The 23575-nt window shown below is 67.5% G+C and carries 37 protein-coding genes; 1 reads left to right on the top strand and 36 read right to left on the bottom strand.

Going from position 1 to position 23575, the window contains the following annotated elements:
* Positions 1–13 precede the first annotated feature (13 nt).
* Positions 14–619 (bottom strand): methyltransferase, encoded by a 606-nt coding sequence (locus AB0G10_RS30945; protein ID WP_360929497.1) that lies wholly within the window; start codon positions 617–619, stop codon positions 14–16.
* 96 nt (positions 620–715) lie between these two features.
* On the opposite strand from AB0G10_RS30945, the gene AB0G10_RS30940 reads away from it, so the two are divergent.
* Positions 716–1432, top strand: coding sequence for a hypothetical protein (locus AB0G10_RS30940; protein WP_360929495.1), 717 nt, complete (start codon positions 716–718; stop codon positions 1430–1432).
* A gap of 1 nt (position 1433) precedes the next feature.
* On the opposite strand, the gene truA is transcribed toward AB0G10_RS30940, so the two are convergent.
* The 35 genes from truA to fusA all read right to left on the bottom strand — a co-directional run bounded on the left by truA (position 1434) and on the right by fusA (position 23574).
* Positions 1434–2249: a tRNA pseudouridine(38-40) synthase TruA gene (gene truA / locus AB0G10_RS30935; protein WP_360929492.1), complete on the bottom strand. Its 816-nt coding sequence runs from the start codon at positions 2247–2249 to the stop codon at positions 1434–1436.
* A 114-nt stretch (positions 2250–2363) separates the two neighbouring features.
* A complete protein-coding gene (gene rplQ / locus AB0G10_RS30930) occupies positions 2364–2939 on the bottom strand; it encodes a 50S ribosomal protein L17 (protein WP_360929489.1) in 576 nt (191 codons plus the stop codon).
* Positions 2940–3022: 83 nt separating this feature from the next.
* Positions 3023–4045, bottom strand: coding sequence for a DNA-directed RNA polymerase subunit alpha (locus tag AB0G10_RS30925; protein WP_014440749.1), 1023 nt, complete (start codon positions 4043–4045; stop codon positions 3023–3025).
* A gap of 89 nt (positions 4046–4134) precedes the next feature.
* Positions 4135–4761: a 30S ribosomal protein S4 gene (rpsD, locus tag AB0G10_RS30920; protein WP_014440748.1), complete on the bottom strand. Its 627-nt coding sequence runs from the start codon at positions 4759–4761 to the stop codon at positions 4135–4137.
* A 13-nt stretch (positions 4762–4774) separates the two neighbouring features.
* Positions 4775–5182, bottom strand: coding sequence for a 30S ribosomal protein S11 (gene rpsK / locus AB0G10_RS30915; RefSeq protein WP_014440747.1), 408 nt, complete (start codon positions 5180–5182; stop codon positions 4775–4777).
* Between the two features lie 17 nt (positions 5183–5199).
* Positions 5200–5580 (bottom strand): 30S ribosomal protein S13, encoded by a 381-nt coding sequence (rpsM, locus tag AB0G10_RS30910; protein WP_127545815.1) that lies wholly within the window; start codon positions 5578–5580, stop codon positions 5200–5202.
* Between the two features lie 161 nt (positions 5581–5741).
* Positions 5742–5858 carry a 50S ribosomal protein L36 gene (gene rpmJ / locus AB0G10_RS30905; protein WP_014440745.1) on the bottom strand — a complete coding sequence of 39 codons (117 nt, stop codon included), beginning with the start codon at positions 5856–5858 and terminating at the stop codon, positions 5742–5744.
* 52 nt (positions 5859–5910) lie between these two features.
* Complete coding sequence (gene infA / locus AB0G10_RS30900) at positions 5911–6132, bottom strand: translation initiation factor IF-1 (RefSeq protein WP_007073013.1); 222 nt, start codon at positions 6130–6132, stop codon at positions 5911–5913.
* A 257-nt stretch (positions 6133–6389) separates the two neighbouring features.
* On the bottom strand, positions 6390–6821 hold the full coding sequence (locus tag AB0G10_RS30895; protein ID WP_360929485.1) for a DUF1707 domain-containing protein: 432 nt from the start codon (positions 6819–6821) through the stop codon (positions 6390–6392).
* 33 nt (positions 6822–6854) lie between these two features.
* Entirely contained in the window at positions 6855–7688 is an 834-nt protein-coding gene (map, locus tag AB0G10_RS30890) for a type I methionyl aminopeptidase (protein ID WP_360929482.1), read from the bottom strand.
* Position 7689: 1 nt separating this feature from the next.
* Complete coding sequence (locus AB0G10_RS30885; RefSeq protein ID WP_127545809.1) at positions 7690–8343, bottom strand: adenylate kinase; 654 nt, start codon at positions 8341–8343, stop codon at positions 7690–7692.
* 71 nt (positions 8344–8414) lie between these two features.
* On the bottom strand, positions 8415–9755 hold the full coding sequence (gene secY / locus AB0G10_RS30880) for a preprotein translocase subunit SecY (protein WP_360929479.1): 1341 nt from the start codon (positions 9753–9755) through the stop codon (positions 8415–8417).
* 418 nt (positions 9756–10173) lie between these two features.
* Positions 10174–10623, bottom strand: a complete 450-nt coding sequence (gene rplO, locus AB0G10_RS30875) for a 50S ribosomal protein L15 (protein ID WP_360929477.1) — start codon at positions 10621–10623, stop codon at positions 10174–10176.
* Positions 10623–10805, bottom strand: coding sequence for a 50S ribosomal protein L30 (gene rpmD, locus AB0G10_RS30870; protein ID WP_014440739.1), 183 nt, complete (start codon positions 10803–10805; stop codon positions 10623–10625). Before rpmD ends, rplO begins: the two co-directional genes overlap by 1 nt.
* Entirely contained in the window at positions 10805–11428 is a 624-nt protein-coding gene (gene rpsE, locus AB0G10_RS30865) for a 30S ribosomal protein S5 (RefSeq protein ID WP_014440738.1), read from the bottom strand. Before rpsE ends, rpmD begins: the two co-directional genes overlap by 1 nt.
* Before the next feature lie 13 nt (positions 11429–11441).
* Entirely contained in the window at positions 11442–11825 is a 384-nt protein-coding gene (gene rplR, locus AB0G10_RS30860) for a 50S ribosomal protein L18 (protein WP_127554226.1), read from the bottom strand.
* Positions 11826–11833: 8 nt separating this feature from the next.
* On the bottom strand, positions 11834–12373 hold the full coding sequence (gene rplF, locus AB0G10_RS30855; RefSeq protein ID WP_360929474.1) for a 50S ribosomal protein L6: 540 nt from the start codon (positions 12371–12373) through the stop codon (positions 11834–11836).
* Positions 12374–12387: 14 nt separating this feature from the next.
* Positions 12388–12795 carry a 30S ribosomal protein S8 gene (gene rpsH / locus AB0G10_RS30850; RefSeq protein WP_111648498.1) on the bottom strand — a complete coding sequence of 136 codons (408 nt, stop codon included), beginning with the start codon at positions 12793–12795 and terminating at the stop codon, positions 12388–12390.
* 116 nt (positions 12796–12911) lie between these two features.
* Positions 12912–13097: a type Z 30S ribosomal protein S14 gene (locus AB0G10_RS30845; RefSeq protein ID WP_020513598.1), complete on the bottom strand. Its 186-nt coding sequence runs from the start codon at positions 13095–13097 to the stop codon at positions 12912–12914.
* Positions 13098–13099: 2 nt separating this feature from the next.
* Entirely contained in the window at positions 13100–13669 is a 570-nt protein-coding gene (gene rplE, locus AB0G10_RS30840; RefSeq protein WP_127545798.1) for a 50S ribosomal protein L5, read from the bottom strand.
* A complete protein-coding gene (gene rplX / locus AB0G10_RS30835; RefSeq protein ID WP_360930013.1) occupies positions 13669–13989 on the bottom strand; it encodes a 50S ribosomal protein L24 in 321 nt (106 codons plus the stop codon). The genes rplE and rplX overlap by 1 nt, the downstream gene beginning before the upstream one ends.
* Positions 13986–14354: a 50S ribosomal protein L14 gene (rplN, locus tag AB0G10_RS30830; protein WP_007073026.1), complete on the bottom strand. Its 369-nt coding sequence runs from the start codon at positions 14352–14354 to the stop codon at positions 13986–13988. The genes rplX and rplN overlap by 4 nt, the downstream gene beginning before the upstream one ends.
* A 98-nt stretch (positions 14355–14452) precedes the next feature.
* Positions 14453–14725, bottom strand: coding sequence for a 30S ribosomal protein S17 (gene rpsQ, locus AB0G10_RS30825; RefSeq protein ID WP_127545792.1), 273 nt, complete (start codon positions 14723–14725; stop codon positions 14453–14455).
* Entirely contained in the window at positions 14722–14955 is a 234-nt protein-coding gene (gene rpmC / locus AB0G10_RS30820; protein WP_014440730.1) for a 50S ribosomal protein L29, read from the bottom strand. The genes rpsQ and rpmC overlap by 4 nt, the downstream gene beginning before the upstream one ends.
* Complete coding sequence (gene rplP, locus AB0G10_RS30815) at positions 14955–15380, bottom strand: 50S ribosomal protein L16 (RefSeq protein ID WP_127545789.1); 426 nt, start codon at positions 15378–15380, stop codon at positions 14955–14957. Before rplP ends, rpmC begins: the two co-directional genes overlap by 1 nt.
* A 3-nt stretch (positions 15381–15383) precedes the next feature.
* Complete coding sequence (gene rpsC, locus AB0G10_RS30810; RefSeq protein ID WP_360929469.1) at positions 15384–16232, bottom strand: 30S ribosomal protein S3; 849 nt, start codon at positions 16230–16232, stop codon at positions 15384–15386.
* Complete coding sequence (gene rplV, locus AB0G10_RS30805; RefSeq protein WP_360929466.1) at positions 16232–16675, bottom strand: 50S ribosomal protein L22; 444 nt, start codon at positions 16673–16675, stop codon at positions 16232–16234. The genes rpsC and rplV overlap by 1 nt, the downstream gene beginning before the upstream one ends.
* A 37-nt stretch (positions 16676–16712) precedes the next feature.
* Complete coding sequence (gene rpsS, locus AB0G10_RS30800) at positions 16713–16994, bottom strand: 30S ribosomal protein S19 (protein ID WP_014687760.1); 282 nt, start codon at positions 16992–16994, stop codon at positions 16713–16715.
* Positions 16995–17006: 12 nt separating this feature from the next.
* Positions 17007–17846, bottom strand: a complete 840-nt coding sequence (gene rplB / locus AB0G10_RS30795; protein ID WP_127545780.1) for a 50S ribosomal protein L2 — start codon at positions 17844–17846, stop codon at positions 17007–17009.
* Positions 17847–17860: 14 nt separating this feature from the next.
* Positions 17861–18163: a 50S ribosomal protein L23 gene (gene rplW / locus AB0G10_RS30790; RefSeq protein ID WP_127545777.1), complete on the bottom strand. Its 303-nt coding sequence runs from the start codon at positions 18161–18163 to the stop codon at positions 17861–17863.
* The gene (gene rplD / locus AB0G10_RS30785; protein WP_360929462.1) at positions 18160–18810 is read right to left on the bottom strand and encodes a 50S ribosomal protein L4; all 651 of its coding nucleotides are present in this window, start codon (positions 18808–18810) and stop codon (positions 18160–18162) included. The genes rplW and rplD overlap by 4 nt, the downstream gene beginning before the upstream one ends.
* Positions 18807–19457 carry a 50S ribosomal protein L3 gene (gene rplC, locus AB0G10_RS30780; RefSeq protein WP_360929459.1) on the bottom strand — a complete coding sequence of 217 codons (651 nt, stop codon included), beginning with the start codon at positions 19455–19457 and terminating at the stop codon, positions 18807–18809. The genes rplD and rplC overlap by 4 nt, the downstream gene beginning before the upstream one ends.
* 12 nt (positions 19458–19469) lie before the next feature.
* Positions 19470–19778: a 30S ribosomal protein S10 gene (gene rpsJ / locus AB0G10_RS30775; protein ID WP_007073037.1), complete on the bottom strand. Its 309-nt coding sequence runs from the start codon at positions 19776–19778 to the stop codon at positions 19470–19472.
* Between the two features lie 375 nt (positions 19779–20153).
* Complete coding sequence (tuf, locus tag AB0G10_RS30770) at positions 20154–21347, bottom strand: elongation factor Tu (RefSeq protein WP_014440721.1); 1194 nt, start codon at positions 21345–21347, stop codon at positions 20154–20156.
* 130 nt (positions 21348–21477) lie between these two features.
* On the bottom strand, positions 21478–23574 hold the full coding sequence (gene fusA / locus AB0G10_RS30765; protein WP_360929456.1) for an elongation factor G: 2097 nt from the start codon (positions 23572–23574) through the stop codon (positions 21478–21480).
* Position 23575: the final 1 nt, after the last annotated feature.

Raw genomic sequence — 23575 nt, 5'->3', positions numbered from 1 at the left:
CGGTGGCCGACCGTCAGTCAGCCGAATTTCGGCCGACCTTGAGCACCCGGAAGCCCTTCTGGCTGGCGATACGCTCCACCCGCCAGCCGAGACCGGTGAGCCAGGTGTGCAGCGAATCACCGCCCAGGTTCCGGTTGATCACCAGCCAGGCCACGCCGTCCGGGGCGAGCCGGGGCAGCCAGCGCTCCATCAGCCCGTGCAGCTCCGCCTTGCCGACGTGGGTGGGCGGGTTGCTCCAGATCTGGTCGAACGTCACGTCCTGCGGAACCTCGTCCGGCGCGGCGACCCGTACCCGAAGCGCTTGTGCATTCTCGGCGGTCAACTCGCGGGCCCGGGAGTTCACGTCCACGGCGTACACCGTCGCGGCCGGCGCCTCGGTCGCCAGCACGCAGGCGATCGGCCCGTAGCCGCAGCCGAGGTCGAGGAACGTCCCGGCGGCGGTCGCGTCCGGCAGGGGCGCCTTGCGCAGCAGCACGGCGGTGCCGGGATCCAGCCGGCCGGCCGAGAACACCCCGGACGCGACGGCGAGCCGGTAGTCCTTGCCGGCGACGCTGAACTCGATCTCGCCGCGCCGCAGCGGCGCATCCGGCTCGGCGGAGAAGTAATGGTCGGCACTCACCCGGCCAGTCTCCCGCCGCGCAACGAGCGGCGAGACGGCGGGGTGCCGGACAACCTGTGCGTTCATAGATCAGCGTCCCCGCCTAGCTTGGGGTCCATGCGGTACGCCACCCCGACGCGCTCCGCCCACGCCCTGGTCGTGAGACCGTTCCCGGGACCGGCCGGACAGCATCGCACCCCTCGACCCCGCAGGCAGCGGCACCTCCGGCGGGAGCCCCACCAGGCCGCCCGCATGCTCACCCACGGGCTGGCCTCGCTCATCGTGCTCGGCATCGTCGTGATGCTGGCGTTTCTCGTCGTCGCCGACGACGGCAACCGGCCGGCCACCGATCCGGGTGCCCCCGACCGCACTCCCCTCACCGCGGCCGAGATCTTCCCCGATCGGGCGTCCCTCTTCCGGGTGGGCGAGGCGCGGGTCGAGGCCGATTGCCCGGTCGCGGTCACGGGTGGGCTGCGGTCAGTGCTTCGAGGGTACGGATGTTCGCAGGCGGTCCGCGCCTCCCTCACCGTGCCCTACGCCGACTACCGGGTGACCGCCGGAGTCCTCACCCTCCCGGACGCCCAGAGCGCCGCCTCGGCCGGCGAACGGGTCCGCGAGCAGGTGGAGACGGGCGACGGCGGCTTCGCCGTCCTGAGCGGGGCCGGGACCACGCCCGGGACCCCGGTGATCTGGCGGACCCACGACCACTACCTGCTCTACTGCGTGATCCTCAGTCCGGGCGACGAACTGGTCCCCAACGACGACCCCGCGGTCACCCGGATCATGACCGAGGTCCTCGACACCCACCTGGCGAACACCCTCGCCGGCCGCTGAGTCAGGCCCGCAGGCGGCGCGTCGCTTCGGCTCGCGCGGCATAGTCGGCCTCGTCGGCGTAGCCGACCGCCACCAGGGTGAGGCCGTGCGCGGCCGCCACCGTGACCTCGCTGGAACGCTCGCGGAGGGTCAGCAGGCGGGCCGGCCACTCGGGTTCGCGGCGGCCGTCGCCCACGAAGAGCATGGCGCCCACCAGGCTGCGGACCATGGCCTGGCAGAACGCGTCGGCCTGGACGGTGGCCACCAGGATGCGGTCCGGGTCGCGGCGCCAGTCGAGGCGGCTGATCGCGCGGATGGTGGTGGCGTGTTCCTTGCGCTTGCAGAAGGCGGCGAAGTCGTGCTCGCCGAGCAGGCCGGCGGCCGCGGCGTTGAGGCGGTCCAGGTCGAGCGGGCGCACCCAGCCGAGGGTGTCGTGCCGGCGCAGCGGCTCGGGGCCCCACGGGTCGTCGGTGACGCGGTACTCGTAGCGGCGGAAGGTCGCCGAGAATCGGGCGTCGAAGGTGTCCGGGACCTCGGTGGCGGCGCGCACCCGGGCGTCCGGCGGCATCAGGGCCGCGAGCCGGCGCACCAGGGAGCCGCCGAGCCGGTCCCAGTCGTCGGCGGGCAGGTCGATGTGGCAGACCTGGCCGGTGGCGTGCACACCGGCATCGGTACGTCCCGCGACGGTCAGGCCTAGCGGAGTGTCCGGTCCGACCAGCCGGCCCAGCGCTTCGATCAAGACCCCGGCAACGGTACGGCGTCCCGGCTGCACCGCCCATCCGGAGAAGTCGGCGCCGTCGTAGGACACGTCCAGTCGTAGGCGGATGGTTCCGGTCATCCCGCGGCGCTTCCCTCGTACGAAAAAAGGTCTTGATCTTCGGACAGGTCTTGATCTTCGGACAGGCGAAAGGCCCGGCACCCTGAGTGGGCACCGGGCCTTTCAACGTGGAACTCAGGCCTTGGTGTCGTCGCCCTCGGCCTGGTCGCCGGGGCCCTCGGCACCCTTGTCACCGGACGCGTTGACCGGAGCCTCGGCGTCCTGGTCGGCGTCGGTGTCCGCGGCCGGAGCGCTCTTGGGCGCCTCGTCCTCGGGCGCGAGCGCCTCGACCTTGTTCTGCTGCGCAGCGGCCTTGCGGGCCGACTTCGCCGGCGCGGTGGTGGCCGCGACCTGCAGCTCCTCGACCAGCTCGATGACCGCCATGGGAGCGGCGTCGCCCTTGCGGGGACCGGTCTTGGTGATCCGGGTGTAGCCACCGGGACGGTTGGTGTACCGCGGAGCGATCTGCTCGAACAGGGCGTACACGACGTCCTTGTCCTTCACGACGGTCAGCACCCGGCGACGGGCGTGCAGGTCGCCGCGCTTGGCCTTCGTGATGAGCTGCTCGGCCAGCGGACGCAGCCGCTTGGCCTTCGTCTCGGTGGTCTTGATCTTCCCGTGCCGGAAGAGCTCGGTGGCCAGGTTGGCCAGGATGAGCTTCTCGTGTGCCGGGCTGCCGCCGAGGCGGGCACCCTTGGTGGGCGTGGGCATTTCCGATGCTCCTCGTTGATATGCCTTATTGCAGTGCGGCGGAGCCGCCTCAGGCAGGCAGAGTTATGGCGCGGCAGCCAGGATTACAGCTGCTCGGTCTCGCGGTAGTCGTCGGTGTCGTAATCCACGTCGCCGAACGAGTCCACGACGTGCGCCGGGTCGAAGGACGGCGCGCTGTCCTTCAGTCCCAGGCCCATTCCGGCGAGCTTCATCTTGACCTCGTCGATCGACTTCTGGCCGAAGTTCCGGATGTCCAGAAGGTCGGCCTCCGTACGCCCTATCAACTCGCCCACGCTGTTGATGCCCTCGCGCTTGAGGCAGTTGTACGACCGGACGGTGAGGTCCAGCTCCTCGATCGGCAGGGCCAGATCGGCGGCCAGCTGAGCGTCCTGCGGCGACGGGCCGATGTCGATACCCTCGGCGGTCTCGTCCAGCTCCCGGCACAGGCCGAACAGCTCGACGAGGGTCGAGCCGGCCGAGGCCAGCGCGGTCCGCGGCGAGATCGACGCCTTCGACTCGACGTCGATGATCAGACGGTCGAAGTCGGTGCGCTGCTCGACACGGGTCGCCTCGACGCGGTAGGTCACCTTGAGAACCGGCGAGTAGATCGAGTCGACCGGGATGCGGCCGATCTCGGCGCCGGCGCTCTTGTTCTGCGCCGCCGTGACGTAGCCACGGCCCCGCTCGACGGTGAGCTCCATGTCGAGCCGGCCCTTGCTGTTCAGGGTGGCCAGCTTCAGGTCGGGGTTGTGCACGGAGACGCCAGCCGGGGGCTGGATGTCGCCGGCGGTCACGTCGCCGGGGCCCTGCTTGCGCAGGTACATGCTGACCGGCTCGTCGTGCTCGGAGCTGACGGTCAGTTCCTTGACGTTCATGACCAGCTCGACCACGTCCTCCTTGACACCGGGGATCGTGGTGAACTCGTGCAGCACGCCGTCGATCTTGATGCTGGTGACCGCCGCGCCCGGGATGGACGACAGCAGGGTACGACGCAGCGAGTTACCGAGGGTGTAGCCGAAGCCCGGCTCCAGAGGCTCGATGGTGAACCGGGAGCGGGTCTCGCTGAGCGACTCCTCCGAGAGGGTCGGCCGCTGGCTGATGAGCACGCTGTTCTTCTTTCTGTCGGGCCACCCACTATTTGATGGCCGTCCGTTGGATCAGGGCGCCGGTCGCAAGACCGGCGCCCCAGGAGCTGCTACTTGGAGTAGAGCTCGACGATCAACTGCTCCTGGACCTGCGTGTCGATGACAGCGCGGGCCGGGATCGAGTGGATCAGGATCTTCATCTCGGCCGGGATCGGCTCGAGCCACGCCGGAACGGGGCGGGAGCCGGCCTGGGCCTGCGCCACCACGAACGGGGTCATTTCCTTCGACTTCTCACGCACGGTGACGATGTCGTGTTCCTTGACCCGGTACGACGGGATGTCGACCTTGGAACCGTTGACCAGGAAGTGGCCGTGCTTGACCAGCTGCCGGGCCATGTCGCGGGACGCGGCGTAGCCGGCCCGGTAGACGACGTTGTCGAGACGGGTCTCGAGGATCTGGAGGAGAACCTCACCGGTCTTGCCCGGCTTGTTCACCGCCTCCTCGTAGTAACCGCGGAACTGCTTCTCGAGGACGCCGTACGCGCGACGGGCCTTCTGCTTCTCACGGTGCTGAAGCAGGTATTCCGTCTCCTTGGTCCGGCCACGGCCGTGCTGGCCGGGCGGGAACGGACGGGACTCGAAGGGGCACTTCGGTCCGTCGCACTTGCTGCCCTTGAGGAACAGCTTCATCTTCTCGCGGCGGCAGCGCTTGCAGTCAGCACCGGTGTAACGAGCCATCAGTCAATCCCCCTTAGACCCGGCGACGCTTCGGCGGACGGCAACCGTTGTGCGGCTGCGGCGTGACGTCGGAGATCTGTCCGACCTCGAGGCCGGCGGCCTGCAGCGAACGGATAGCGGTCTCCCGGCCGGAGCCGGGGCCCTTGACGAAGACGTCGACCTTGCGCATGCCGTGCTCCATGGCACGACGCGCGGCGGCCTCGGCGGCCAGCTGCGCGGCGAAGGGGGTCGACTTGCGGGAGCCCTTGAAGCCCACCTGGCCGGACGAGGCCCAGGAGATCACAGCACCGGTCGGGTCGGTGATCGACACGATGGTGTTGTTGAAGGTGCTCTTGATGTGCGCCTGCCCGTGGGCGACGTTCTTGCGTTCCTTGCGCCGGACCTTCTTGACTGCGGCCCCTGCGCGTGCCTTCGGTGGCATAAGTCAGTGCGCTCCTATTACTTCCGACCGGGCTTCTTCTTACCGGCGACCGTGCGCTTCGGGCCCTTGCGGGTACGAGCGTTGGTCCGGGTCCGCTGACCCCGCACGGGCAGGCCCTTGCGGTGGCGGATGCCGGCGTAGCAACCGATCTCAACCTTGCGGCGGATGTCCGCGGCGACCTCGCGGCGAAGGTCACCCTCAACCTTGAAGTTGGCCTCGATGTAGTCGCGGAGCTGGACCAGCTCCTCGTCCGTGAGGTCCTTGGCGCGCTTGTTCAGGTCAATCGCGGTAGCAGTCAGTGCCTCGACGGCACGGGTGCGACCGATGCCGAAGATGTAAGTAAGCGCGATCTCCATCCGCTTCTCGCGGGGGAGATCAACGCCGACGAGACGAGCCATAAGTGGGCTTGCTCCTCAGAGTTCTCTCGGAGGTCTGTGCCCGTCCGGCCCCGCCTGCCCAGGCGGGCCCCGGCCTCCGACCGGGGGTGTAGCCGCTCACGCGAATGCTTCGCGGCTGGACGAGCTTGTGCTGTGGTGCGGATCCTGCGACGAGGCTGAAATCAGCCCTGACGCTGCTTGTGGCGCGGGTCGGTGCTGCAGATGACCATGACCCGGCCGTGCCGCCGGATGACCCGGCAGTTGTTGCAGATCCGCTTGACGCTCGGCTTGACCTTCACGGTTTGCCTTAACTCTCAGTCAGACGGGATAGAAAACCCCGCGACCCGCTGCTTACTTGTAGCGGTAGACGATGCGCCCACGGGTCAGGTCGTACGGCGAGAGTTCGACGACGACCCTGTCCTCGGGAAGGATGCGGATGTAGTGCTGCCGCATCTTGCCGGAGATGTGTGCCAGGACCTTGTGACCATTGGCGAGCTCCACGCGGAACATTGCGTTCGGCAGGGGCTCGATCACTCGGCCTTCGATCTCGATGGCTCCGTCTTTCTTAGGCATGTCCTCCGCTACCTGACATCGGGTTCTGGGGCAGGCTGTGCAACGTCGTTTCCGAGCCCTCTGGAGAGCTCGGACCAGCCGCGGCTCACCCGTCCTCGAAGCGCTTGAGGACATGGGAGAGTCGACGCTGCGCGCCAGCAAGCTAGTCTACGCGCCCGGCACAGGGACGACAAACCGAGGGTTCCGTAACCCGGGGTCGGGCGTGTCACTGCCGGACATGTACGACTTTATCGCCTCAGAGGCGTCGCTTGTCCCGATCAGTCGCGTCGCTTGTCCCGATCTCTCAGTCGCGCCAGAACGGCGAAGGCCACCGGGATGAGAACCCAGAGCGGCCAGAAGTAGTGGAACTCCCCGGAAGCCACGCTCGAGATGGCCCAGACCAGCGTGCAGATCACGAAGATACTGAGCATGGGCCCGACCCCGCCCTTGCGGTGAGGCTGCCCGGACTGCTCAGGCTCGGCGAGGTGCTGGGGAGCGGCCGGCTGGACCTGGGACCTCTGCGCCGGGATCGTCCCGGGGAGGTCGGTCAGCAGCCCGTCCAGCTCGCCGTAGGTCCGGGCGCCGTACGCCTTCTGGATGCGCTCGTCGTACTCGCCGAGATCGAGACGGCCCTCGTCGAGCGCCGTCTTCAACTGATCCGCGACCCGCTGCCGATCGGCGTCGGCCGCCCGCATGTCCTCACGCCCCATGGCCCCAGCATGCCAGCCGGCGTCCAGTGCGGGCTACGGCTGGCGGGCCGTCACGAGCTCGCCCAGGCGGGCGCGGCCGCCGTCGACGGCCGTCGTCACCCAGACGCCGTCGTCGAGCAGGGCCATCGTGTGCTCGACGTGCGCGGCGCGGGACCCGTCCCGGGTCACCACGGTCCAGCCGTCGTCGAGCTCCACGGTCCGCGGCGAGCCCATCGTGATCATCGGCTCGATGGCGAGGGCCATGCCCGGGATCACCTTGACGCCCCGGCCCGGCTTGCCGTGGTTCAGCACGTGCGGGTCCTGGTGCATCTCGGTGCCGATGCCGTGGCCGCCGTAGCCGTCCACGATCCCGTACCGGCCGGCCTTGCGGATCGACTTCTCGATGTTGAAGGAGATGTCGGTGAGCCGGCCCCGGCCGTTCGCGACGCCCCGGGCCGCCGCGGCGATCCCGGCCCACATCGCGTCCTCGGCGACCTCGGCCATCCGCAGCAGCGCCGGGTCGGTCTCGCCGACCCCGACCGTGATCGCCGAGTCGCCGTGCCAGCCCTCCAGGATGGCGCCGCAGTCCAGCGAGATCAGGTCGCCCTCGCGGAGGATCTGCTCGGCGCTCGGGATGCCGTGCACCACCTGCTCGTTGACCGAGGCGCAGATCGAGGCGGGGAAGCCGTGGTAGCCCTTGAACGACGGGATCGCCCCGGCGTCGCGGATCACCTTCTCGGCGATGGCGTCCAGGTCGGCGGTCGAGACACCGGGCGCGACCGCGTCACGCATGGCGTCCAGCGCGGCCGCCACGACCAGGCCGGCCGCCCGCATCAGTTCGATCTGCTCCGGCGTCTTGAGCTGGATGCTCTGCTCGTTCCGTGCCATCTCAGCCGCCGTACGAACGCAGGGCGTCGATCGCGCGCACGGTGACGTCCTCCACCGGGCCGGTCGCGTCGATGCCCACGAGCTTGCCCTGAGCGCCGTAGAAGTCGACCAGCGGCGCGGTCTTGTCCGCGTACTCCACCAGCCGGTTCGCGATCGTCTCGGCCTTGTCGTCGTCGCGCTGGAACAGCTCGCTGCCGCAGCGGTCGCAGATGTTGTCCTTGCTCGTCGGGTCGAACTCGACGTGCCAGATCTTCCCGCAGCCACGGCAGGTCCGCCGGCCCGAGAGCCGGCGGATCACCTCGTCGTCGTCGACCACGAGCTCCATGACGATGTCCAGCGCGGTGCCCAGGTCGGCGAGGAGCTTGTCCAGCGCCTGAGCCTGCGGCACCGTCCGCGGGAACCCGTCCAGCAGGAAGCCGTCGGACGCGTCCGGCTCGGCGAGCCGGTCGCGCACCATGTTGATGGTCACCTCGTCCGGCACCAGCTGCCCGGCGTCCATGTACCGCTTGGCCTCGACGCCGAGCGGCGTCCCCTGCGACACGTTGGCCCGGAAGATGTCCCCGGTCGAGATCTTCGGTACGGCGAGATGGGCGGCGATGAACTCAGCCTGGGTCCCCTTGCCGGCCCCCGGAGGGCCCACCAGTACCAGCCGCACCTACATCGCCTCGCTTCGGGAAGAAACCACGCCCACCGACGACGCCAGAGCCCCCCGGCCCCGCGTCCCCACTACCGGAGGAACCCTTCGTAGTTCCGCTGCATGAGCTGGCTCTCGATCTGCTTCACCGTCTCCAGACCCACACCCACCATGATCAGCACTGCGGTACCACCGAACGGGAAGTTCTGGTACTGCTGCTGGTTCAGCCAGATGAAGAAGAAGTTCGGCAGAACCGAGATCAGTGCCAGGTAGAGCGCGCCCGGCAGCGTGATACGGCTGAGGATGAAGTCCAGGTAGTCGGCGGTCGGCTTGCCCGGACGGATGCCCGGAACGAACCCACCGTACTTCTTCATGTTCTCCGCGACCTCAGTCGGGTTGAACGTGATCGACACGTAGAAGTACGTGAAGAAGATGATCAGGAGGAAGTAGAGGCCGATGTAGATCGGGCTCGTCGGATCCGCCAGGTTGTTCTGGATCCAGATCTGGTAGCCCTTGAGGTTGTTCTGGTCGAAGAACTGCAGGTACAGCTGCGGCAGGTAGAGCAGCGAGGACCCGAAGATGACCGGAACGACACCCGCCTGGTTGACCTTGAGCGGGATGTAGGTGGAGGTGCCGCCGTACATCCGCCGGCCGATCATGCGCTTCGCGTACTGCACCGGGATGCGGCGCTGCGCCTGCTCGATGAAGACGACGAGCGCGATGATCACCAGGACCAGGCCGATCACCAGCAGGAACTTGCCGGTGCCGCTGGAGGTCTTGATCGTCCAGCCCTCGCCGGGGAGGCGGGCCGCGATCGAGGTGAAGATGAGGACGGACATGCCGTTGCCGACGCCGCGGTCGGTGATCAGCTCGCCGAGCCACATGACCACGCCGGTGCCGGCGGTCATCGTCATCACCAGGACGGTCAGGGTCAGCCACATCGGCAGCCCGGTGTCCTCGGGGATGATCTGGTAGGCCGGGTTGTCCTGGTCGCAGACGTTGCCGAAGAGCTGGCCGGTGCGGGCCAGGGCGACGAACGCCGACGCCTGGAGGACCGCGAGGCCCAGCGTCAGGTAGCGGGTGTACTGCGTGATCTTCGCCTGGCCGGTCTGACCCTCCTTGCGAAGCTGCTCGAGCCGCGGGATCACGACCGTGAGCAGCTGCAGGATGATCGACGCCGTGATGTACGGCATGATGCCCAGCGCGAAGACGGAGAGCTGCAGCAGCGCACCGCCGGAGAACAGGTTGAGCAGGTTCAGCACGCCGTTGCCGGAAGCCTCGGTGAGCGCCAGACAGGCCTTCACGTTGGCGTAGGACACACCGGGGCTGGGCAATGTGGCACCGAGACGGTAGATCGCGATAATCGCTACCGTGAAGAGTAGCTTCTTCCGCAGGTCAGGCGTCCGAAGCGCGCTCGAGAAGGCGGACAACAACTGATCCTCCTGCGTGGTCGCCACACTCTGGGTTGCGTTATCCCGGAAGTTCGGGCACACATCATTGGGCAGCCGTAGAGGCCGCCAGCGGAGCACTGTATCAGCAACGCCGAGAACTCAACCACCGGCGTGGCACTCTCCGATGCCCCAGTACAACACAACTGTCCGGGTTCGTGGTCGAACCAGGCGTGCAAGAACTGGGCATGCTCCACCTTGGCCGGTCACCCGTTCCCGGCCGGTTTCACACTACTCCAGCGGAAGCCTCTCAGAACGTCCCTGGACCGCCCGGATGTTACGGCTGTGTTCCGACCGCTGCCGGGCGTAGCCGGAGCCTCACAGAGCCGCACAGGGGGCTCAAAGCAGAGAGGCCGTGGCGCCGGACGGATCCGGTGCCACGGCCTCTCGCCGTTCTCACGTACTACAGCTCGGTGACGGAACCACCGGCGGCAGCGATCTTCTCCTTGGCCGACTCGCTGAACGCGTGCGCCGAAACGGTCAGCGACACGTTGCCCAGCTCGCCCGAGCCCAGAACCTTGACCGGCTGGCCCTTGCGGACAGCGCCGGCCTCGACGAGCTCGGCCGGGCCGACCTCGCCGCCGTTCGGGAACAGCTCGGCGAGGCGGTCCAGGTTCACGACCTGGAAGACGACCTTGTTGCGCGGCTTGTTCCGGAGGCCCTTCATCTTCGGCAGGCGCATGTGGATGGGCATCTGCCCACCCTCGAACGACGCCGGAGTGTTCTTGCGGGCTCCGGTGCCCTTGGTACCGCGACCGGCGGTCTTGCCCTTGGAGCCCTCACCGCGACCCACACGGGTCTTCTCGGTCTTGGCACCGGGCGCCGGGCGGAGGTGGTGGACCTTGATCGCCATTACTCGACCTCCTCAACACTCACGAGGTGGTTCACGGCGAAGATCATGCCCCGAATCTCGGGACGGTCCTCCTTGACCACCACGTCGTTGATCCGCTTCAGGCCGAGAGACCGCAGGGAGTCCCGCTGGTTCTGCTTACGGCCGATACCGGACCGGACCTGGGTGACCTTCAAGCGTGCCATCAGCGCACCGCCGCTTCCGCACGCGCCGCCAGCATCGCTGCCGGCGCCACGTCCTCGACCGGCAGGCCACGGCGAGCCGCGACCTTCTCCGGCGACTCGAGGCCCTTCAGCGCGGCCACCGTCGCGTGCACGATGTTGATCGGGTTCGAGGAGCCGAGGCTCTTCGACAGGATGTCGTGGATACCGGCGCACTCCAGAACGGCGCGCACCGGGCCACCGGCGATGACGCCGGTACCGGCGGAAGCCGGCTTGAGCAGGACGACACCCGCGGCGGCCTCGCCGGTGATCGGGTGCGGGATGGTCGCACCGATCCGCGGGACCTTGAAGAAGTGCTTCTTGGCCTCCTCGACGCCCTTGGCGATCGCCGCGGGCACCTCCTTGGCCTTTCCGTAGCCGATGCCGACGGTGCCGTCACCGTCGCCGACGATCACCAGGGCGGTGAAGCTGAAGCGACGACCACCCTTGACGACCTTCGCGACACGGTTGATCGCGACGACCCGCTCGAGGTGCGGGGTCTTCTCGACGGGCGCGTTGCCGCGGCCGCCCTCGCGACGGTTGTCACGGCGGTTGCCACCCTCGGTGTTACCGCCGGACCCGCCGCCTCGGCGCTGCTGACCAGGCATTGGTCAATTCCTCCTAGAACTCGAGTCCGGCTTCGCGGGCGGCGTCCGCAAGCGCGGCGATCCGGCCCGCGTACTTGTTGCCACCGCGGTCGAAGACGACCTTGGAAATGCCCGCGGCCTTGGCCCGCTCGCCCAGGAGCGCGCCGACCTTGCCGGCCAGGTCGCTCTTGGCGCCCTCGCCACCACGGATCGAGCTGTCGAGCGTGGACGCCGACACCAGGGTGTGACCCTTGAGGTCGTCGATGATCTGCGCGGTGATGTGCCGCGTGGACCGGGTGACGACCAGGCGGGGACGCTCGGCAGTGCCGCGGACGTTCTTGCGGACCCGGAAGTGCCGACGCGCCTTGCCAACGGCACGCGCGGCGGAGACCCCGCCGCCGTTGCGGCGCTTGAGCAGCGTGGCGGTCACTTCTTACCTGCCTTTCCAGCCTTGCGGCGGATGACCTCGCCCTGGTACTTGACGCCCTTGCCCTTGTAGGGCTCCGGCGGGCGGATCTTGCGGATGTTCGCGGCGACCTCGCCCACCAGCTGCTTGTCGATGCCGGTGACGGTGAACTGGGTCGGCTTCTCGACGGAGAACGTGATCCCCGCCGGCGGCACGACGTTCACCGGGTGCGAGAAACCGAGAGCGAACTCCAGGTCCTTGCCCTTGGCGGTGACGCGGTAACCGGTGCCGTTGATCTCGAGGGTCTTCTTGTAACCCTCGGTGACACCGATGATCATGTTGGCGACGAGGGTACGCGAGAGGCCGTGGAGCTCCTTGGCCCTGCGCTCGTCACTGGGGCGGTTGACGTGCAGCTCTCCGCCGTCCTGCGAGACCGTGATCGGCTCGGCGACGGTGTGCGACAGCTCGCCCTTGGGGCCCTTGACCTTCACGGTCTGACCCGAGATGGTGACGTCGACTCCGGCCGGGACCGGGATCGACTTACGTCCGATTCGCGACATGTCTAAGTCTCCAGTTACCAGACGAAGGCGAGGACTTCCCCGCCAACGCTCCGCTTGCGGGCCTGCTTGTCGGTCAGCAGTCCCTGGGACGTCGAAATGATCGCGACACCGAGACCACCGAGCACGCGGGGAAGCTCGTCGGACTTGGCGTAAACCCGCAGGCCGGGCTTCGAGACGCGCTTGATGCCGGCGAGGCTGCGCTCACGGTTCTGGCCGTACTTGAGCTCAACGACCAGACGCTTGCCGACCGCGCCCTCCTCGGGCTCCTCAGACGACCACGAGGCGATGTAACCCTCAGCCTTGAGGACCTCGGCGATGTTCGCCTTGATCTTCGAGTAGGGCATCGTCACCTTGTCGTGGTACGCCTGGTTGGCGTTACGCAGACGCGTGAGCATGTCTGCGATCGGGTCCGTCATCGTCATGGGTATTCGTCAACCTTTCTCGCCGGGGTTCCCGCGGGCGGGCCTACGGCGAAGCGGTGTTGCACAAACCCAGCCACTACTCCGCTGACGAGCGGCGGGCGGGGCGGTTGGATGGGTTACCAGCTGGCCTTGGACACGCCGGGGAGTTCACCACGGTGGGCCATGTCCCGCACGCAGACCCGGCAGAGGCCGAACTTGCGGTAGACCGAGTGCGGGCGACCGCACTTCTGGCAGCGGGTGTAGGCACGCACAGCGAACTTGGGCTTCGCGGCAGCCTTCAGGATCAGGGCCTTCTTCGCCATGCTCAGTTCTCCTTGAACGGGAAGCCCAGGAGCTTGAGAAGCGCCCGGCCCTCGTCGTCGGTCTTCGCGGTGGTGACCACCGTGATGTCCATGCCCCGCGGACGATCGATCCGGTCCTGGTCGATCTCGTGGAACACCGACTGCTCGGTCAGGCCGAAGGTGTAGTTGCCGTGCCCGTCGAGCTTCCGGCCGTCGAGACCGCGGAAGTCGCGGATACGCGGCAGGGAGATCGAGAGCAGCCGGTCCAGGAACTCCCACATCCGGTCGCCGCGAAGGGTGACCTTCGCGCCGATCGGCATGCCCTCGCGCAGCTTGAACTGCGCGATCGACTTGGTCGCCCGGCGAACCAGCGGCTTCTGACCGGTGATGGTGGTCAGGTCCCGCACCGCGCCGTCGATCAGCTTGGCGTCACGAGCGGCCTCGCCGACACCCATGTTCACGACGACCTTGACCAGGCCGGGGATCTGCATGGGGTTGCCGTACTTGAACTGCTCGTTGATGGCCGGCACGACCTCGGACCGGTACTTGGTCTTGAGGCGCGGCAGCGTCTTGGTCTCGGTGGCGGCAGTCATCAGAGTTCCTTACCGGTCGTACGCGCGATGCGGACCTTGGTGCCGTTCTCGTCGATCCGGTAACCGATCCGGGTCGGCTTGCCCTGGTCGTCCAGCACCTGCACGTTCGAGATGTGGATGGGGGCTTCCTGAGTGACGATGCCACCGGTCTTCGAGCCCCGCTGGTTGGTGCGGATGCGCTCGTGCTTCTTGACCCGGTTGACGCCCTCGACCAGGACCTTGTCCTGCCGCGGGAAGGCCGCGATGACCTTGCCCTTGGCACCCTTGTCCTTGCCGGCGATGACGACGACCGTGTCGCCCTTCTTGATCTTCACGGTCAGAGCACCTCCGGCGCCAGGCTGATGATCTTCATGAACCGCTTGTCGCGCAGCTCGCGCCCGACCGGGCCGAAGATGCGGGTGCCGCGGGGGTCCCCGCCGTCCTTGATGATGACGGCGGCGTTCTCGTCGAAACGGATGTACGAGCCGTCGGGACGGCGCTTCTCCTTGGCGGTGCGGACGACGACCGCCTTGACGACGTCACCCTTCTTCACACCGGCACCCGGGATGGCGTCCTTGACCGTGGCCACGATGACGTCGCCGATGCTCGCGTAACGGCGACCGGAGCCGCCGAGTACGCGGATGCACAGGATTTCCCGGGCACCCGTGTTGTCGGCGACGCGCAGTCGCGACTCCTGCTGGATCACGTCTGTCTCCTATGTCTGCCAGTTCTTCGGGTCGCTCCCCCGAAGCTTGGCGGAACTATGTGGGCGGCTGGGGCCGGCCGTGACCGGCCCCAGCGCACTCACTTGGCCTTTTCGAGGATCTCCACGATTCGCCACCGCTTGGTCGCGGACAGCGGGCGGGTCTCCATCATCAGAACCCGGTCGCCGATGCCCGCCGCGTTCTGCTCGTCGTGCACCTTCAGCTTGCGGGTACGGCGGATGACCTTGCCGTACAGCGCGTGCTTGACCCGGTCCTCGACCTCGACCACGACGGTCTTGTCCATCTTGTCGCTGACCACGAGACCCTCACGCACCTTGCGCTGGGCGCGCGGTGCAGCTGTGCTCTCACTCATGCTGTCACCTCATCCGGCGCAACCGAGAGCCCCAGCTCGCGCTCACGCATGATCGTGTAGATCTTCGCGATGTCCTTGCGAACGACCTGGAGCCGACGGTGATTGTCGAGCTGCCCGGTCGCGCGCTGCACACGAAGGTTGAACAGCTCCGCCTTGGCCTCCCGCAGCCGCGAAACCAGCTCCTCTTCGGAGAGTTCGCGGAGCTCGGCTGCCTTAACGCCCGCTGCCATCAGCTTTCACCCACTTCGCGCGTCACGATGCGGCACTTCATCGGGAGCTTGTGGATCGCGCGGCGCATCGCCTCACGCGCGATCGTCTCGTTCGGGAACGACATCTCGAAGAGGATGCGACCCGGCTTGACGTTCGCCACCCACCACTCGGGAGAACCCTTACCGGAACCCATGCGGGTCTCGGCCGGCTTCTTGGTCAGTGCCTGGTCCGGGAAGATCGAGATCCAGACCTTACCGCCACGCTTGATGTGACGGGTCATCGCGATACGCGCCGACTCGATCTGCCGGTTCGTCACGTACGCGGGCTCCAGCGCCTGGATACCGAACTCGCCGAAGACGACCCGGTTGCCGCCCTTGGACGCGCCACTGCGGTCCGGGTGGTGCGGCTTGCGGAAGCCCTTCGGGGGCTTACGCGGCATCAGCATGTGTCAGCCCTCCTGCTGCGTCTCGGCCACGGCCGGAGCCGCGGCAACGGCCGCGTCGTTCACGTTGTCACCGTCGGAGACGCGCGACTGGGCAGCCGCACGGCCGGCCTCGGTGCCGCCCGCGGTCGTGCCGGACGAGCCGGAACGGCCACGACGCGGACGCTCGGGGCGCTCGGCGCGGTCACGCCGCGGACGAGCGGGCGCCTCGGTGGCGACCTCGCGACCCGGAACGGCGTCGCCCTTGTAGATCCAGACCTTCACGCCGATCCGGCCGAACGTGGTACGGGCCTCGAAGAAGCCGTACTCGATGTTCGCGCGGAGCGTGTGCAGCGGAACGCGACCCTCACGGTAGAACTCCGTGCGGCTCATCTCCGCGCCGCCGAGGCGGCCGGAGACCTGCACCCGGATGCCCTTGCAGATCGGGTTCTTCATGGCCGACTGCATGGCCTTGCGCATCGCCCGGCGGAAGCTGACCCGGCTGGACAGCTGCTCGGCGACGCCCTGCGCCACGAGCTGAGCGTCCGACTCGGGGCTCTTCACCTCGAGGATGTTCAGCTGGACCTGCTTGCCGGTGAGCTTCTCGAGCTCGCCGCGGATCCGGTCGGCCTCCGCGCCCTTACGGCCGATGACGATGCCCGGCCGGGCGGTGTGGATGTCGACGCGTACCCGGTCACGGGTCCGCTCGATGTCCACCTTGGAGATGCCGGCGCGCTCGAGGCCCTTGGACATCATGCGGCGGATCTTGACGTCCTCGCCGATGTAGTCCTTGTAGAGCTTGTCCGCGAACCAGCGGCTCTTCCAGTCGGTGGAGATGCCGAGGCGGAACCCGGTGGGGTGAACCTTCTGACCCATTACTCGGCACCCTCCGTGCTCTGGGACTCGGCCTTCGGCGCCGCCTTCTTGGCAGCGGCCTTCTTCGCCGGGCGGGCCGCCTGGACCGCCTCGACCGCGATGGTGATGTGACACGTGCGCTTGCGGATCCGGTACGCCCGGCCCTGCGCCCGCGGACGGAAACGCTTGAGAGTCGGACCCTCGTCGACGAACGCCTCGCTCACGAGGAGTGCGTCGGGGTCGAGCCGCTCGTTGTTCTCAGCGTTCGCGATGGCGCTGGCGAGCACCTTGTAAACCTGCTCGCTGGCGGCCTGCGGTGCGAACTGCAGGACGGTGAGCGCCTCCTTCGCGGGCAGACCGCGGACGAGGTTGACCACCCGGCGCGCCTTGCTCGGCGAGATGCGCACGTGCCGCGCAACCGCCCGCGCGCCCGGAAGCACCGGAGCGTCGCCCTTGACTGGCATCGCTGTAGCTCCTTGATCCTCTAATCCGTGTATCTGCTTAGCGACGACGGCTCTTGCGGTCGTCCTTCTCGTGACCCTTGAACGTGCGGGTCAGAGCGAACTCGCCGAGCTTGTGCCCGACCATGGCCTCGGTGACGAACACCGGGACGTGCTTGCGCCCGTCGTGCACGGCGATCGTGTGCCCGAGCATGTCGGGGATGATCGTCGAGCGCCGCGACCAGGTCTTGATGACGTTCTTCGAGTTCTTCTCGTTCTGGACTTCCACCTTCTTGAGCAGGTGGTCGTCGACGAACGGGCCCTTCTTCAGGCTGCGAGGCATCTTCTACTCCCGTTACCCGCGCTTGCGGGTCGCGTAGCGGCGGCGAACGATCAGCTTGTCGCTCGGCTGGCCCTTGCGACGGGTACGGCCCTCAGGCTTACCCGCCGGGTTCACCGGGTGGCGACCACCCGAGGTCTTACCCTCACCACCACCGTGCGGGTGGTCGACGGGGTTCATGGCGACACCACGGACGGTCGGGCGCTTGCCCTTCCACCGCATACGACCAGCCTTGCCCCAGTTGATGTTCGACTGGTCGGCGTTGCCGATCTCGCCGACGGTGGCGCGGCAGCGCACGTCGACGCGACGGATCTCGCCGGAGGGCATACGCAGCGTGGCGTAGACACCCTCGCGACCGAGCAGCTGGATGCCGACGCCGGCCGAGCGGGCCAGCTTGGCGCCACCGCCGGGACGAAGCTCCACGTTGTGGACCGTCGTACCGACCGGGATGTTGCGCAGGGGCAGGTTGTTGCCGGGCTTGATGTCGGCGCCAACGCCCGACTCGACCCGGTCACCCTGCTTGAGGTCCTTCGGCGCCACGATGTAGCGCTTCTCGCCGTCCGCGTAGTGGAGCAGCGCGATGCGAGCGGTGCGGTTGGGGTCGTACTCGATGTGAGCGACCTTGGCCGGCACGCCGTCCTTGTCGTTCCGCTTGAAGTCGATCAGCCGGTACTGGCGCTTGTGACCGCCGCCCTGGTGCCGGGTGGTGATCCGGCCGTGGACGTTGCGGCCGCCCTTCTTGGGCAGCGGGACCAGCAGAGACTTCTCCGGCGTCGACCGGGTGATCTCAGCGAAGTCGGCGACGCTCGAGCCGCGGCGGCCCGGCGTGGTCGGCTTGTACTTACGGATAGCCATGATTCATGAACCCCTTAGCTGACCGGGCCGCCGAAGGCCTCGATACGGTCCCCGTCAGCCAGCTTCACCATCGCGCGCTTGGTGGCCTTGCGCTGGCCCCAGCCGGTGCGGGTGCGCTTGCGCTTGCCCTCGCGGTTCGCGGTGTTCACGGACAGCACGCGGACGTTGAAGATCTGCTGGACAGCGATCTTGATCTGGGTCTTGTTCGCGTCCGGGTGGACGAGGAACGTGTACCAGTTCTGGTCCAGAACGCTGTAGCTCTTCTCGGAGACCACCGGGGCGACGATGATGTCGCGCGGGTCGGCGATCGTGCTCACTTGTCGCCCTCCTCGGACGTCTCGGCGGAACCGCCCAGGAACTCGTCGAGCGCGACCTTCGTGAAGACCACCTCGTCCGCGACCAGCACGTCGTAGGTGTTCAGCTGGCCGGCCTCGATGAGGTGCACGGTCGGCTCGTTACGCAGCGAGACCCAGTTCAGCTCGTCCTGGCTGTCCAGGACGACGAGGACCTTGGTCGTCTGGGCGACCTTGCGCAGCGTCGCGACGGCGGCCTTGGTCGACGGCTTCTCGCCGGTGACGAAGGACTCGACTACGAACACGCGGCCGTCCCGGGCCCGGTCCGAGAGGGCGCCACGGAGCGCGGCGGCCTTCATCTTCTTGGGGGTCCGCTGGCTGTAGTCGCGCGGCACGGGGCCGTGCACGACGCCACCACCGGTGAACTGCGGCGCGCGGATCGAGCCCTGGCGGGCGCGACCGGTGCCCTTCTGCTTGTACGGCTTCTTGCCGCCGCCGGCGACCTCGCCGCGGGTCTTCGCCTTCGCCGTGCCCTGGCGGGCCGCGGCGAGCTGCGCCACGACGACCTGGTGCATCAGCGGGATGTTCGCCTGAACGTCGAAGACGTTGCCCGGCAGCTCGACCGAGCCGGCCTTGTTGCCCTCAGCGTTGATCACGTCAACCGAGCTCACTTGGCACCGCCCTTCTTCGCCGCGGTACGGACCAGGACCAGCGCGCCCTTGGGGCCGGGCACAGCGCCCTTGACCAGGATCAGGTTGCGCTCGGTGTCGACCGCCTGGATGGTCAGGTTCTGCACGGTGAAGCGACGGCCACCCATGCGGCCGGCCATCCGGACGCCCTTGAAGACGCGGCCGGGGGTCGCGCAGGCGCCGATCGAGCCGGGCGAGCGGTGCTTGCGCTCGACACCGTGGCTGGCGCGCAGACCGTGGAAGCCGTGCCGCTTCATGACACCGGCGTAGCCCTTGCCCTTGGTCTTGCCGGTCACGTCGATGGACGCGCCCGCGGCGAAGGCCTCGACAGTGACCTCCTGGCCGAGCTCGTACTCGCCGGCGTCGACGGTGCGCAGCTCCACGAGGTGGCGCCGCGGCGACACGCTCGCCTTGGCGAAGTGGCCGGCCTCAGGCTTGTTGACCTTGCGCGGGTCGATCGAGCCGTACGCCAGCTGGACAGCGGAGTAGCCGTCCTTCTCATCGGTGCGGACCTGGGTCACGACGCACGGGCCGGCCTGAACCACGGTCACCGGGACGACCTTGTTGTTGTCCCAGACCTGGGTCATGCCGAGCTTGGCGCCCAGGATCCCCTTAACTTGCCTGTCCATTAGTCGCGATCCCTACAGCTTGATCTCGATGTCGACGCCAGCCGGCAGGTCGAGGCGCATGAGCGAGTCGACCGTCTTCGGAGTCGGGTCGATGATGTCGATCAGACGCTTGTGCGTGCGCATCTCGAAGTGCTCGCGCGAGTCCTTGTACTTGTGCGGCGAACGGATCACGCAGAAACGGTTGATCTCCGTGGGCAGCGGCACCGGGCCCGCGACCTGCGCCCCGGTACGCGTCACCGTCTCGACGATCTTCCGCGCCGAGGAGTCGACGACCTCGTGGTCATAGGCCTTGAGCCGGATGCGGATCTTCTGTCCCGCCATGGTGGCTTCTGTTTCCTTCTCTCGATGCCGCTACGTGCGGAAGCGGGTGGCCTCCGCATGCCCGCAGGACCGTTGATCCTGCGTTGTCCGACCCCCGCGGTCGGGCGTGTCGCGCCTTGCTTCAGAATGCTGGGCACTCTGATCCCGCCTCAGCTGCCTGAAGCCGGTCGATCACGGGGATCTAAGGGTGTCGGGCGGCGAAAACGAACCACACCCGGACACCCGGCGAGGGTGGGCAACTGAAGCAGTACTGCCTCAATCAGTCACCCACCCCGCGCGGACGCAACCTGACTAGTATGCCGGATTAACTCCAGCATTACCAATCGGGGTCACCAATGAGGTCGCTCACGGCCTTCAGCCGTGAGCGACCGTCAATCACTTGTTGATCTTCGTGACCGTTCCGGCGCCGACGGTGCGGCCACCCTCACGGATCGCGAACTTCAGGCCCTGCTCCATGGCGATCGGCTGGATCAGCTTCACGGACATGGAGGTGGAGTCGCCGGGCATGACCATCTCGGTGCCCTCGGGCAGCGTGACGACGCCGGTGACGTCCGTGGTGCGGAAGTAGAACTGCGGGCGGTAGTTCTGGAAGAACGGGGTGTGCCGGCCGCCCTCCTCCTTCGAGAGGATGTAGACCTGACCCTCGAACTCCGTGTGAGGAGTCGTGGTGCCCGGCTTCACGACGACCATGCCGCGCTCGACGTCCTCGCGCTTGATGCCGCGGAGCAGCAGACCGACGTTCTCACCCGCGCGGGCCTCGTCGAGCAGCTTGCGGAACATCTCGATGCCGGTGCAGACGGTCTTGGTCGACTTCTCGCGGATACCGACGATCTCGACCTCCTCGTTCGGCTTGAGGATGCCGCGCTCGGCGCGACCGGTCACCACGGTGCCACGGCCGGTGATCGTGAAGACGTCCTCGATCGGCATGAGGAACGGCTTCTCGGTCTCACGCTCGGGCTGCGGGATCGCGGTGTCGACCGCGTTCATCAGCTCCATGAGCTTGCCGGTCCACTCCGGGTCGCCCTCGAGCGCCTTGAGCGCCGACACGCGCACGACCGGCAGGTCGTCGCCCGGGAACTCGTAGGTGCTGAGCAGCTCGCGGACCTCGAGCTCGACGAGCTCCAGGAGCTCCTCGTCCTCGACCATGTCGCTCTTGTTCAGGGCGACGACGATGTACGGAACGCCGACCTGGCGGGCCAGGAGCACGTGCTCCTTGGTCTGCGGCATCGGGCCGTCGGTCGCGGCGACCACCAGGATCGCGCCGTCCATCTGCGCGGCACCGGTGATCATGTTCTTGATGTAGTCGGCGTGGCCGGGGCAGTCCACGTGCGCGTAGTGACGCGACGCGGTCTGGTACTCGACGTGCGCGATCGAGATCGTGATGCCGCGGGCCTTCTCCTCCGGCGCCTTGTCGATCTCGTCGAACGGCGTGTAGGGGTTGAGGTCCGGGTACTCGTCGTGCAGGACCTTCGTGATGGCCGCAGTCAGCGTCGTCTTACCGTGGTCGATGTGACCAATGGTGCCGATGTTGACGTGCGGCTTAGTCCGCTCGAACTTCGCCTTCGCCACTGGTGTCCTCCTGTGGACTGATCATTACTTTTCGCCCGGCACGCCGATAAGGCGCTCAGGACTCTGTCGACTGCTCGTGCACGTGCGGTCCTCGACGGACCGCACGTGCCTCAACGCGTCCGGCGGGGGATTAAGCGCCCGTAGCCTTGGCGATGATCTCCTTTGCCACGTTCTGCGGAACCTCGGCGTAGGAGTCGAACTGCATGCTGTAGCTAGCCCGGCCGGCAGTCTTCGACCGCAGGTCGCCGACGTAGCCGAACATCTCCGAGAGCGGCACCAGAGCCTTCACGACGCGGGCGCCGTGACGCTCCTCCATCGACTGGATCATGCCACGACGGGAGTTGAGGTCGCCGATGACGTCACCCATGTTGTCCTCAGGGGTGGTGACCTCAACGGCCATCATCGGCTCCAGGAGAGCGGGGTCGGCCTTGCGGGCCGCTTCCTTCATCGCCATGGAGCCGGCGATCTTGAACGCCATCTCGGACGAGTCGACCTCGTGGTACTGACCGTCCAGCAGCGTGAACTTCACACCCACCAGCGGGTAGCCGGCGAGGACGCCGTACTGCAGGGAGTCCTGCGCACCCGCGTCCACCGAGGGGATGAACTCCTTGGGGATACGGCCACCGGTGACGGCGTTGACGAACTCGTAGGTCGGGCCGTCGGCCTCGAGCGAGAGCGGCTCGACCTTGACGACGACCTTCGCGTACTGGCCGGAGCCACCGGTCTGCTTCTTGTGGACGTAGTCGATCTTGTCGACCGTGCCGCGGATCGTCTCGCGGTACGCCACCTGCGGCTTGCCGATGTTCGCCTCGACGTTGAACTCGCGCCGCATGCGGTCGACGAGGATGTCGAGGTGGAGCTCGCCCATGCCGGCGATGATGGTCTGCCCGGTCTCCTCGTCGTTGAAGACGCGGAAGGTCGGGTCCTCCTCGGCGAGACGCTGGATCGCGGTGCCCAGCTTCTCCTGGTCCGACTTGGTCTTCGGCTCGATGGCGACCTGGATGACCGGCTCCGGGAAGGTCATCGACTCGAGGATGACCGGGTTCGCCGGGTCGCAGAGCGTGTCGCCGGTGGTGGTCTGCTTGAGACCCTGCACCGCGATGATGTCGCCGGCCTGGGCCGTCGAGCGCTCCTCACGCTTGTTCGCGTGCATCTGGTAGATCTTGCCGATCCGCTCCTTGCGGTCCTTGGTGGAGTTGACCACCTGGGAACCGGACTCGAGCGTGCCCGAGTAGACGCGGACGTAGGTCAGCTTGCCGAGGTGCTTGTCGGTCTGGATCTTGAACGCCAGGGCCGAGAAGGGCTCGCTGTTCGACGGCTTCCGCTGCAGCGGCGTCTCGCCGTCGGTCGCGGTGCCCTCGATGGCCGGGATGTCCAGCGGCGACGGGAGGAACTCCACGACCGCGTCGAGCATCGGCTGGACGCCCTTGTTCTTGAAGGCCGAGCCGCAGAGCACCGGGTTGGCCTTGCTGGCGATCGTGGCGCGCCGGATGGCGGCCTTGATCTCCTCGGCCGAGAGCTCCTCGCCCTCGAGGTACTTCTCCATCACCGCGTCGTCGACGTCGGCGAGCGTCTCGAGCAGCTTCTCGCGCCACTCGGCCGCCTGCTCGGCGAGATCCGCGGGGATCTCCTCGATGGCGTAGTCCTCACCCTTCTGGGTCTCACCACGCCAGGTGAGGGCGCGCATCTCGATCAGGTCGACGACGCCGATGTGGTCGCCCTCGAGCCCGATCGGGATCTGGAGGACCAGCGGGGTGGCGTTCAGCCGGTCGATCATCATCTGCACGCAGCGGAAGAAGTCGGCGCCGGTCCGGTCGAGCTTGTTGACGAAGCACATCCGGGGGACGTTGTACTTGTCCGCCTGACGCCAGACGTTCTCGGTCTGGGGCTCCACGCCGGCAACGCCGTCGTACACCGCAACCGCGCCGTCCAGCACACGCAGCGACCGCTCGACCTCGACCGTGAAGTCGACGTGGCCGGGCGTGTCGATGATCTGGATCGTGTGACCCTTCCACTCGCACTTGGTGGCGGCGGAAGTGATGGTGATACCGCGCTCCTGCTCCTGCTCCATCCAGTCCATGACGGCGGCGCCCTCGTGGACCTCACCGATCTTGTACGTGATGCCGGTGTAGAACAGGATTCGCTCGGTCGTCGTGGTCTTACCAGCATCGATGTGCGCCATGATGCCGATGTTGCGTACGTTGGCAAGCGCGTCTGCGGCGGCCACT

The sequence above is a fragment of the Actinoplanes sp. NPDC023714 genome, assembly GCF_040639855.1.
Classification (GTDB): domain Bacteria; phylum Actinomycetota; class Actinomycetes; order Mycobacteriales; family Micromonosporaceae; genus Actinoplanes.
The sequence above is the reverse complement of the archived record's forward strand: the minus strand, read 5'-3'. Positions and strand labels throughout refer to the sequence as shown.